9 protein-coding genes are annotated in these 10,934 nt (G+C 71.1%); 3 read left to right on the top strand and 6 right to left on the bottom strand.

Translation table 11 applies throughout. The features are described from left to right. Nucleotides 1–2,360 (bottom strand): AAA family ATPase (locus tag ACY0I8_RS12795; protein WP_461395053.1); only part of this gene is annotated, 2,360 nt, incomplete at its 3' end. After that, a complete protein-coding gene (locus ACY0I8_RS12790; protein WP_461395052.1) occupies nt 2,360–3,637 on the bottom strand; it encodes a metallophosphoesterase family protein in 1,278 nt (425 codons plus the stop codon). The genes ACY0I8_RS12790 and ACY0I8_RS12795, both read right to left, overlap by 1 nt. Nucleotides 3,638–3,907: 270 nt before the next feature. Here ACY0I8_RS12790 and yedE point away from each other — a divergent pair, with 270 nt between their 5' ends. From yedE to ACY0I8_RS12775, 3 genes are all read left to right on the top strand, one after another. Beyond that, nucleotides 3,908–4,999, top strand: a complete 1,092-nt coding sequence (yedE, locus tag ACY0I8_RS12785) for a YedE family putative selenium transporter (RefSeq protein ID WP_461395051.1) — start codon at nt 3,908–3,910, stop codon at nt 4,997–4,999. An 11-nt stretch (nt 5,000–5,010) separates the two neighbouring features. After that, complete coding sequence (locus tag ACY0I8_RS12780; RefSeq protein WP_461395050.1) at nt 5,011–5,229, top strand: sulfurtransferase TusA family protein; 219 nt, start codon at nt 5,011–5,013, stop codon at nt 5,227–5,229. A gap of 250 nt (nt 5,230–5,479) precedes the next feature. Beyond that, nucleotides 5,480–6,136 carry a phosphatidylserine decarboxylase family protein gene (locus ACY0I8_RS12775; RefSeq protein ID WP_461395049.1) on the top strand — a complete coding sequence of 219 codons (657 nt, stop codon included), beginning with the start codon at nt 5,480–5,482 and terminating at the stop codon, nt 6,134–6,136. Here ACY0I8_RS12775 and ACY0I8_RS12770 read toward each other — a convergent pair. The 4 genes from ACY0I8_RS12770 to ACY0I8_RS12755 form a co-directional block, all read right to left on the bottom strand. After that, on the bottom strand, nt 6,133–7,494 hold the full coding sequence (locus ACY0I8_RS12770; protein ID WP_461395048.1) for a sigma-54-dependent transcriptional regulator: 1,362 nt from the start codon (nt 7,492–7,494) through the stop codon (nt 6,133–6,135). The genes ACY0I8_RS12775 and ACY0I8_RS12770 overlap by 4 nt on opposite strands. Further along, complete coding sequence (locus ACY0I8_RS12765; protein ID WP_461395047.1) at nt 7,491–9,653, bottom strand: sensor histidine kinase; 2,163 nt, start codon at nt 9,651–9,653, stop codon at nt 7,491–7,493. The genes ACY0I8_RS12770 and ACY0I8_RS12765 overlap by 4 nt, the downstream gene beginning before the upstream one ends. Beyond that, nucleotides 9,650–10,144, bottom strand: coding sequence for a DUF4390 domain-containing protein (locus ACY0I8_RS12760; protein WP_461395046.1), 495 nt, complete (start codon nt 10,142–10,144; stop codon nt 9,650–9,652). The genes ACY0I8_RS12765 and ACY0I8_RS12760 overlap by 4 nt, the downstream gene beginning before the upstream one ends. A gap of 253 nt (nt 10,145–10,397) precedes the next feature. Continuing rightward, a partial coding sequence (locus tag ACY0I8_RS12755; RefSeq protein ID WP_461395045.1) for a UDP-3-O-acyl-N-acetylglucosamine deacetylase occupies nt 10,398–10,934 on the bottom strand: 537 nt, incomplete at its 5' end.

Raw genomic sequence — 10,934 nt, 5'->3', positions numbered from 1 at the left:
CGGTCCCGCGCCGCCTCCAGCGTCCGCAGCGCCTCCACGGCCGCTTCGGGCCCCAGGGTCTCCCCGAACCCCTGGTCCCGGAGCCAGCCCGCCCACCGCTCCCGCTCCGCGGCGAGCGCGCGTTCGGCGTCGGCCACGGCGCCCTCGGCCGCTTCCACGGCCCGCTTGGCCCGCTCGGCCTCCGCCTCGGCCTCTTCCAGGGCCGCCCGGAGCGCCCGGACCTCCGATGCCCGCGCGGCCAGCCGGTCCAGCTCGGTCCGCGCCGCCCGCCAGGCCGCCGGGTCCTCGGGATCCCCGATCCCGAAGGCGGCCGCCCCGTCCCGAAGTTCGGCCGCGAGCCGGTCGAGGCGCATCCGGAGCTCCGCCACCTCGGCGCGGATCTCGTCGCGGCGTCGGGACAGGCGCTCGGCCCTCCCGGCCCCGCGGCGGGCGAGCCAAAGCCCGCCCGCCCCGGCAAGACCCAGCACGGCCGCCAGAACCAGCGCGAGCCCTTCGGCCCGCACCGCGCCCCAGATCCCGAGGGCCGCCCCCAGGAAGAGAAGAGCGGCCGAAAGCCATCGCCCCGCTCGACCCGCCGGGGCCGCGAGGACTTCCTCCAGGTCCGCGAGCCTCGCCTCCTGGCTGCGTAGCCGCTCGTTCAGGCGCTCGTACTCGGCCCGGGCCGCCTCGAGCGCCTCCCACGCCCTACGCCGGTCCTCCCACGTCTCTTCGCCCCCCGGGGTTGGGCCCGCCGCGGCCTCCCACTTCGCCCGGGCGGCCCGCGCCCGATCGTCGGCCTCGGCCTGCCGCCCCCGGGCCCCGGCGAGGGCGCGCTCGGCCTCCTCCAGGCGCCGCTCCGCGGCCCGCAACGCCTCCCGGCGCTCGCGAAGGGCCTCGCGCAGGGCCGGCCCCACCGGCGCCGCCGCCAACCGTTCCTCGGTCCAGTCGGGGCCCAGCCCCCGGAAGGTCCGGGCGAGGGCCTCGGCCCCCCGCTCGAGCTCGGCCCCCACCTCCCGGGCCTCCCGCAGGGCGGCCTCCACCGCCTGCTGCTTCGCGTAGAGGGCCTGGATCTCCCGGCGGTCCGGGAACGCCACCGGCTCCGGCAGCGCCTCCAGGGCCTTCTTCCGGGCTTCCTCCTCCCGTTTGGCCTCTTCCCGGTGCCGGAGGGCTTCGGCCTCCTCCCGCTGGGCCGCGGCCAGGCCGTCCCGGCACGCCGCGAGCTCCCGGCGTACCCGTTCCAGTTCATCCCGCGCCGCCCGGGAAAGGTCCACGGCCCGCAGGCGCGCCGGGTCGTCCCACCCCGGTCCCAGCCGGGCCGCCTGGTCCCGGAGCCGTCCCCTCGCGGCCGTCACCTCCGCCTCCAGGGTGCCCACCCGCGCCCGGGCCCCTTCGAACCGGGCGAGACGCCGCTCCAGCCCGCGGACCTCGGGCTCGGCCGCGAGAACGGCCTCGTCCCAGCGGAGCGCCCGCCGCTCGGCCTGCAACGGGGCGAGGCGTTGGAGCGTGTCCTGCGCCCGCTCGTCGAGGTTCCGGCGCCGCTCCAGGAGTCCCTCAAAGCGCCGGAGCCCGTCGGGCGGGAACCCCCGGGTGTCCGGCAGGGCCGCCAACTCCACCCGGGCCCGCTCCCGGGCCGCCCACACCGGCCACGCCTTGGTCAGGGATTCCGCCCACGCCAACCGCTCCTGGAGTGCGATCCGCTCGGCCTCGAGATCCCGCCGCCGGGCCTCCAGGCGTTCGATCTCGTGGCACAGGCCCTCGTAGACCTCGGGGTCCCGCCGGGCGTCCCGCAGGGCCGCCGCCAGGTCCTGGAGAGCCCGGAGCCGCCGCGAGATCTCCGGCTTGGAGCCTCTTGGCGTGTAGAGCTCCCGGATCTCGGTCTCGAGCCCGCCCCGCACCGCGGCCAGCCGGCGGGGGCTTTCGCCCATGGCGGCCACGCTCAGCGCCTCGGCCACCTGCTCGTTCGCGAGCGTCTCGAAGGTCTGGAGTTCCTCCAGGCTGAAGGCGAACACGTTCTCGTACACGTCGCGGGTGGTGGAGCCCACGAGCTTTCGCAACTCCGCCTCGCCCCCCACCGTGCCGTCCCCGAACCGGACCCGCACGGCACCGCCCCGGGGCCCCTCGAACCGCTCCACCACCACCCGGTCCCCGTTGCGCTCGAACACGAGCCGACCGCCCTTCGGGACCCCCGGGGGGCAGTCGTAGGGATTCGCCCGGGACCGCCGGTCGGGGAACCCGAAGAGAACCCGGCGCACAAAGGCGAGAAGCGTGCTCTTCCCCGCCTCGTTGGGCCCCAGAAACAGGCACAGCCCCTCGGGAAGCCCCGTGAGGGTGAGGTCTTTGAGGGCGCCGAACCCCTCGACCCGGATCTCCCGGAGCCGCATCAGTCCCCCTCGTCCGCGAGCCGGTCGAGGCACAGGGCCTCGACTTCCTCCAGGAGTTTCGCGAGCTCCCCCTCGTCCGGCTCGTCCAGGACCCGCCGCACCGAGGCCGCCCCGTAGAGCTCCGCCAGGCACGCCCGCAGGGGCTCCCACCCCGCCGGGCCGACCTCCCGGAACCCCTGGATCACCCGGAGACACTCGCCGAGGAAATCGTCGCCCTGCCGCCGGCGCTCCATGTCCGCGGCGGGGCGGGTGGCGGGTTCGATCCGCTCGACCCACACGAAGGGATCCCGGGCCGCGCCGGCCTCCCGCGCCTGTTCGAGGAGCGCTTCCAACGCGCCCGGCCGGGCGAGCTCCCGGTGCAGCGCCCCCCGTCCCCCGAGTTCCACCCGCAGGACCACCGGTCGCCCCCCTGCCGCTTCCCCGGCCTCGTCCACGAGCCGCTCCAGGCGCTCCAGGAGGTCGGAGACGCTCTCCACCCCGTCGATCGAGGCGGTGCGCCGGTCCCAGCGCACCGCGTCCAGGGCCACGAACTCCGGCTCGGCCAACGGCCCCTCCCCGTCCACGCGGACGACCCAGGCGCCCCGGGGGCCGGACTCGTTGGCGTGGCGGCCCTGGAGGTTCCCCGGATATCCCACAAAGGGGTCAGAGGGCGAGAGCACCGAGCGGGTGTGGACGTGGCCCAGGGCCCAGTAGTCGAGCCCCGAGGCCCTAAGCTCCTCCAGGGTTCGGGGGGCGTAGACCTCGTGGCCCCCCGCCGGCCCCACCGTGCAGTGGAGTACCCCGATCTGGAAGGGCTCGCCGCCCTCCCGCCGGAACCCCGTCCCGAATCCGGCCCCCACGCTCCGGCGGGGGTAGCTCGCCCCGTGGATCCGGGCCACAGGGTCCCCCTCCTTTTCGAACACCACCGACTCCTCCCGGGGCCCGAACACATGCACGGTGTCGGGAAGCCGCACGGAGTGGACCCAAGAGTCGAGGGGGTCGTGGTTCCCGTGGGCCACGTAGACCCGGATGCCCGCCTCGGCCAGGCGACGCACCCCGTCCCGGAACGCGAGCTGGGCCCGCAGGCTCCGGTCGGCCCCGTTGTAGAGGTCTCCGGCCACGAGGAGGAAGTCCACCCGGCGCTCCAGGCACAGATCGACCAGGTTCCCCCACGCCCGGAACGTGGCCTCCCGGAGCGTCTCGAACACGAAGTCGTGCTCCTCCGGGAGTCCGAAGAACCCCTGGAACGGGGCATCGAGGTGGAGGTCCGCGGCGTGGACGAACGAAAGCCATGCCATGCCAGATTTCCAGCGTCATCGAGGGTTGGCTGTCGATCACCTTCGTCGCGATTCCGAGCGCCCTGTCGGCGCGGTGGATTCGCTCCCCGGCCTACGTAGCAAAACCCATCGGGCCGTTCAATCCCTCGGCCCCTGGGTATCAAAACTTCCCATTCGAGGGAATTCCACCTTTATGGTATCAGTTTGGACAATTCGCATCCCGGTTGCCGCCGTGCAAACCCCACGGCCGCGAGTTGTACCCGTCCCCAAACCCACGGAGGTGTCAGTCCAATGCGGTTTCGAGACATGTTCGCCAGCCGTTGGGGCATCGTGGGCGTCGGAGCCTTCATCGGCGTGTTGGCCGCTCTCCTCCAAAAGTGGGGCAACCCAGGCAACATGGGGGTTTGCGTGGCATGTTTCGAGCGGGACATCGCCGGAGCGGTAGGCCTCCACCGGGCTGCAGCGGTCCAATATGTGCGACCAGAGATCATCGGCTTCGTGCTGGGCTCCTTTGTCGCCGCCCACGCCTTCGGAGAGTTCCGGAGCCGGTCGGGTTCGGCCCCGGTCGTGCGGTTCCTGCTGGGAGCCTTTGCCATGATCGGCGCGCTGGTCTTCCTCGGTTGCCCCTGGCGGGCGCTCCTCCGGCTCGCCGGGGGTGACGGCAACGCCATCCTTGGCATCCTCGGCCTGCTGGCCGGCATCTGGATCGGCACCCTTTTTCTTCGATCCGGCTACAACCTCGGCCGTGCCCGTCCCTCCCACAAAGCCGCCGGGTGGATCCTGCCGGCCGCCATGGCGGGACTTCTGGGCCTGGCCCTTTTCAACCCTCCGATCCCTGGCGAACCCCGAAGCGGTGTGCTGTTTTACAGCGTGAAAGGACCAGGAGCCCTGCATGCCCCCGTGCTTGCCTCGTTGGGGGCTGGGCTCGTGATCGGATTCCTAGCCCAACGGAGCCGATTCTGCACCATGGGAGCGTTTCGTGACCTCATCCTGTTCCGGGAACCACACCTTTTCCTGGGGGTGCTGGCCCTTTTCGTTTCCGCTCTCGCGGCAAACCTTGGCCTCGGCCAGTTTCAACCCGGCTTTGCCGGCCAACCCGTTGCCCACACCCAGGGAATCTGGAACTTTGCCGGCATGACGCTGGCCGGCTTGGCCTTCGCCCTAGCCGGGGGCTGCCCGGGGCGTCAACTCTTCCTCGCCGGAGAGGGAGACGGAGACGCCGCCATGTTTGTTCTGGGCATGTTCGCCGGGGCTGCGTTCGCCCACAACTTCGGCCTCGCCAGTTCTCCGGCAGGGGTCGGCCCCCTGGGCCCCGCCGCCGTGGCGGTGGGACTGGCGATCTGCCTGCTGATCGGTTGGACCATGCGGGACAAGACCGCTTGAAGGAGGGATCCGTGCACGAGATCGTGGACGCGCGGGGCCTGTCGTGCCCCCAGCCGGTATTGGAAGTCCTGCGGCACATCCGGGCCGGCCGGGTGGAAACACTCGAGGTCCTGGTGGACACCGATACCGCCAAGGAGAACGTGATCCGGGCCGCCCGGAGTCAAGGGTGGGGCGTGAAGGAAGTGAGCCCGGAAGAAACCGGTTACCGAATCACGGTCGTCAAAGCCTGAAGGCTCGGGGTGGGGGGTTGAACTCCGGGGCTCGAAATCGGACCGCCCCACCTACAACCGCCCCCGGAGAACCCCGGCCCCGTGCCCCGGCACCGCTGCCGTGCGACGGGGCGGCGCACCAAGCTCCCCGATGGAACGCCCCTCCAAATCATGGATTCCGACTTCCCCCAGCCCCCCCTTTCAGCTATAAAGGCGGACCCTTACAAAAGTAAACCCTCTGGCCGTGTACCGTCCCACCAGGAATCCGTCCATGCTCCCGATCGCACCCGATGCGTGGCCTTACCTTTGGAAGCTCGTCGTAGCGGCGGCCGTGTTCGGCCTGCTGGGCTGGTCGACCCTCGCCTGGATCGCCCTGGGGCTCGCCGCCTTCGTGGCCTTCTTCTTCCGGGATCCCGACCGGGAGATCCCGCCCGACCCGGACCTCGTGGTGTCTCCCGCCGACGGCAAGGTGCTCCGGATCGACACGGTGGACGAGCCGTTCCTGGGCGGCCGGGGGGTGCGGGTGTCGATCTTCCTCAACGTGTTCAACGTGCACATCAACCGCGCCCCCATCGGCGGGACCGTGCTCTTCCAGACCTACCGCCAGGGGAAGATGCTCCCGGCGTTCCGGGACCACGCCTCGGAGCTCAACGAGCGCAACACGATCGGGATCGAAGGGAAACGGATCCGGGCCGTGGTCCACCAGATCACTGGCATGCTGGCCCGCCGGATCGTGTGCCGGGTGGGGCCGGGCGACCGGCTCCGGAAGGGGGAGCGGCTCGGGCTGATCAAGCTCGGCTCCTGCACCGAGGTGATCCTTCCCGAGTGGGTGGAGCTTTGGGTCCAGCCGGGCCAGAAGGTGAAGGGGGGATCCTCGGTGATCGCGCGGATCCCCGGGGTCCGTCCCGAGGGGGAAGGGAAGGGTTAGGTCCCGGGCACCTCGATCCCGAGTTCCTTCATCTTCTTGTAGAGGCTCGACCGGTCGACCCCGAGGGCCTCGGCCGCCTGGGGCACGTTCCAGCCGGCCTCCTCGAGATGGCGGGCGATGTAGTCCCGCTCGAACTGCCGACGGGCCTCCCGAAGCCCGAGCCCCGGCTTCACCGGACTCCCCGAGCCGCGGCCCTGCCCCCGTACGGCGGGGGGCACGTCGTCCACTGTGAGCCGGTCGGAACGGCACAGGATCACCATCCGCTCGGCCACGTTCTTGAGTTCCCGCACGTTCCCGGGCCACGGGTAGGCCCGGAGCACCGCGAACACGGCCTCTTCGACCTCGACCGGCTCCCGGTTCTCCTCGCGGCAGTACTCCTCGACGAAGTGCCGGAACAAAAGCGGGATGTCCTCGGCCCGGTCCCGCAAGGGCGGCACGTGGATCGGCACCACGTTCAGCCGGTAGTAGAGGTCCTCCCGAAACCGGCCCTCCCGGATCTCCTCCTCCAGGTCCTTGTTGGTGGCCGCGATGATCCGCACGTCCACCTCGTGGGTTTTGGTGCCCCCCACCCGCTCGAACCGCATCTCCTGGATCACCCGGAGGATCTTGGCCTGGGTCTTGAGGCTCATGTCCCCGATCTCGTCGAGGAACAAGGTGCCGCCGTCGGCCAGATCGAACTTGCCCCGCCGCCGGGCCGTGGCCCCGGTGAAGGCCCCCTTTTCGTGGCCGAAGAGCTCGCTCTCGATCAGGTCCTCGGGGATGGCCGCGCAGTTCACCTCGACAAAGGGGCCGTCCCGCCGGCGGCTGGCGCGGTGGACCGCCCGGGCCACCAGCTCCTTGCCCGTGCCGTTTTCCCCGGTGATCAGCACCGACGCCCGGGTCGGCCCCACGACCCGGATCTGCTCCTTGAGCTCCCGCACGGCGGGGCTTTCGCCGATCAGGTCGGGGCTCCGGCCCCAGCGCTCGCGCCAGTACCGGTTCTCCTCGGAAAGCCGCCGGGCCTTCACGGCGTGCTCGATGGTCAGGAGGAGCCGATCCAGGTTTAGCGGCTTCTCGATGAAGTCGTAGGCCCCCAGCTTGGTGGCCTTGACCGCGGTTTCGATCGTCGCGTGGCCCGACATCATGATGACGGGAAGGTCCGGGTCGCGCTCCCGCAGTTTCTGGAGCACCTCGACCCCGTCGATGCCGGGGAGCCACACGTCCAGGAGCACCACGTCCGGGTCGGCCGCGTCGAGGCCGTCCAGGGCCTCCTCCCCGCTTCCGGCCGAGGCCACCTCGTACCCCTCGTCCTCCAGGGCGCCCCGCAGGGTCGCCAGGATCGCCTCCTCGTCGTCCACAACCAGGATCGTTCGGCTCATGGTTTCGTCCCGTCGAGCGGAAGTTCGATCACGAACCGGGTGCCCCGGGGCCGGTTGTCCTGGACCCGGATCGTGCCCCCGTGGTCCGTGACGATGCTCTTCACGATCGCGAGCCCGAGCCCGGTTCCCCCCTCCTTGGTCGAGAAGTAGGGCTCGAAGAGCCGGGTTCTGGCCTCGGGGCTCAACCCAGGGCCGTTGTCGGCCACCGAGATCCGCACCCGCCGGGCCGCGGGGTCGTAGTCGGTGACCACCTCGACCCAGGCCTCCTCCACCCCGTCCAGGGCGGCGACGGCGTTGTCGAGCAGGTTCACGAGAACCCGGCGGATCTGCTCGGCGTCCACGAGCGCGGTGGGCAGTTGGGGATCCAGGCGGACCTCGAACCGGATCTCCGGGTGGGCCGGCCGGTAGAGCCCCGCCACCTCGTCCGCGATCCGGTTCAGGTCCTCGGGCGCCGGCCGGGATTCGGGCATCTTGGCGAACCGGCTAAAGGCGTTCACCAGGCGTTTGAGGCCCTCCACCTGGGCCACGATGGTGCGCGTGGCCTCGTCGAGCACGGCCCCTTCCTCCGACTCCAGGAGCCCGGCGTACTTGCGCCGCAGCCGCTGGGCCGAGAGCTGGATCGGGGTGAGGGGGTTTTTGATCTCGTGGGCCATGCGCCGGGCCACCTCCTGCCAGGCCCGGGCCTTTTGGGCCAATACGAGGTCCGTGAGGTCGTCCACCACGGCCACCGTGCCCAGGTGGCGCCCCTCGTCGTCCCGCAGCCGGGTCATGTGAACCATCAGGGTGCTCCGCCGACCTTCGCGCTCCACCGTGACCTGGCGCTGGATGGAGTCGTGGCGCGAGCGCTCCAACTCGCGGCCGATCTCGGTCAGGGCCGCGTTCACCTCAGCCGGCAGCACCTCGCTGTACATCCGGCCCACACAGTCGGGCGGCAGGCCCAAAAGGTCGCAGGCCGCCGGGTTCACGGTGGTGATCCGGCCCTGGGGGTCTGCGCTCACCACCCCGGCGGTCACCCGGCTCAGCACGATCTCCATGTACCGGCGGCGCTCCTCCAACTCGGCGTTGGCCCGCTCCAGCGTGGCCTGGGCCCTCTCCACCTCCTCCCGGCTCGCCCGCAAGTCCCGGGTCATCCGGTTGAACGAGGCCACGAGCACGCCCACCTCGTCGCGGCTCGGCACCTCGAGCTCGAAGTTGAGGTCGCCCCCCGCCACCCGAAGGGTCGCCTCGGCCAGCGCCTGGATCGGCCCGGTGATGCCCCGGGCCAGGTAAAACCCGAACCAGATCGCGGCGAACACGAGAAGCAGGGCCACGAGGAGGAGGGGAAGGATGTAGCTCACCTTGATGGGGGTCCGGAGGATCTGGAGCTGGCGATACTCCTCGAACCCCTCGGTGATGTCCTCCAACCGCTCCAAGGTCCGGCCCGGCAGGTGCAGGTCCACCACCAGGGCGCCGGCGCCACCCGCGGGGACCACGGCCCGGATGAAGTCGCCCCGGTCGGTCTTGAGGAGGGTCGCTCCCTCCTTCCCTTCCAGGGCCTCCTTCACCGGAGGGCTCGCCGGGCCCGGCGGCGGGGCCGTGGGGCGGTCGGGGTGGGCGGCCCGGGCCCGGATCCGCCCGTCCGACGTCACCAGGTACACCGCGGCGGCTCCCATTTTCTCCACGCCCCGGGCGAGGTCCAGCTCGTCCGGGGATTTCGCCAGGAGCCGTGCGATCTCCAGGGCCTGCTCCTCCTGCTCCCGGTAGTAGGCCCGCGCCACCTCGAGGGCCTGGCGCAGCGCGCCCTCCACCCGGTCGCTGAACCAGCTGTCGATGCTTCGGGCCAGAAACCCCGCGCTGGCGAGGAACAAGAGCGCCGTCGGGATCACCGTGATGGCGAGGAAGGCCAACACGAGGCGGGTTCGGAGGCGGGCGCCGAGCACGCCCCGCCGCCACTCGAACACGAGCTTCGTGAGGTTCCGAAGGCAGAGATAAAGGAGCAGGAGTAGGAGCAGGATGTGGAGGTTGACCAGGGCGAAAAACCCGAGGCTCTCCCCCACCGAGGCCCCCCCGAGCCCCATCGAACGCCACAGCACGGCTGCCAGGATCCCCCAGAGGACCAGGAGGATGCTTAGCCCCAGGAGCACCGCCGGACGCCGGAGGGAACCCTTGGGCCACCTCATGGCAACTCCCGCGGCACCTCGACCACGTACCAGGGGGTCTCCACGTCCCAGAGCCCGACGAACGGCAGGATGCGGTGGAGCCGGAACGGGAGCTGGAACTCCTGGAGGCGGGCCCGGATCCGCAGGAAGGCCGGTGGGCCCCTGAGGGCGTCCAGGGGCAGGAGGCTCAGCCGCTCCACCCGGGCCAGCGCGTTCACGGCCTTTTCGAGTTCCGGCACCTCGGGCCCCTCCGACCCGTCCTCAAAGGTGACGTGAAACCGGTTCTGGAGGTTGTTCTTCTCCAAGGTGCGTGTGAGCTGAAGGTCGGCCAGCACCTCGTCCCGGGCCCAGGCTCTGGGCCGGTCCACCCGCACCCAAAACGTGAACCGCACGGGAAGCCCGCTTTCCAACGTTTCCCGCAACTGGGGAACGAGGGCCTTCTCCACCCGGAAGGAAACCAGGAGATCCCCCCTGGGCCCCCGCTCGAGCCGCACGTCGGTCACGTAGGGCACTGGCGTCTCCGCGGCGCACGGCTCCCCAACCGGCCCTCCGACACCGGCAAGGAGCAGAAGCAACGCGAAGAGGATGAGACGCCAATACGTCAACGCGGGACTCCCCGGGGGCCCACGGCCGCCCAAAGAGCCCGATTCTAAGGCGAGGAGGTTCCCGGTAACAAGCCGCGCTGGCCCCCGCCGGCGGGCACAAGAAACCGCCGGCCCAAACGCTGCCGGACCGGCGGTCGAGGGGTCTGAAGGGAACGAACGCTCAGGCGGGTGCCGGGGCCAGGGAGTCCCCCACCTGGCGGGGAAGCGCGGGCCGGACCGGGGCCTCGGCTTCGACCTCCACAAGTGTCCAGGCGTCCGGCCGCGCCAGGAGCGCCTTCACCAGGTGGTCGTGCATCGCGTGTCCGCCCTTGTGGACGATGAGGTGGCCCTGAATCGGGTGGCCGACGAGCGCCAGGTCGCCGATGGCGTCCAGGACCTTGTGGCGAACGGGTTCGTTGGGCATGCGAAGCCCCTCGGGATTGAGCACCCGGTCCCCTTCGACGACCACGGCGTTCTCCAGGCTTCCGCCGAGGGCCTTGCCGTTCTTTCGGAGGAACTCCACCTCGTGGAGGAACCCGAAGGTCCGCGCCGAGGCCACCGCCCCCGCGAACCCCTGGGGTGTGACGTCGAGGAAGTAGTGCTGGGATCCCGGGAACCGGCCGCCGAAGTCGATGGAGTAGGTGACGCGGAATCCCGGGGCGGGCCGCAGGATGCAGAACTTGTCGCCGTCCTGCACCCGGATCGGCTTCTCGACCCG

The sequence above is a fragment of the Deferrisoma sp. genome, from assembly GCF_054681715.1.
The sequence above is the reverse complement of the archived record's forward strand: the minus strand, read 5'-3'. Positions and strand labels throughout refer to the sequence as shown.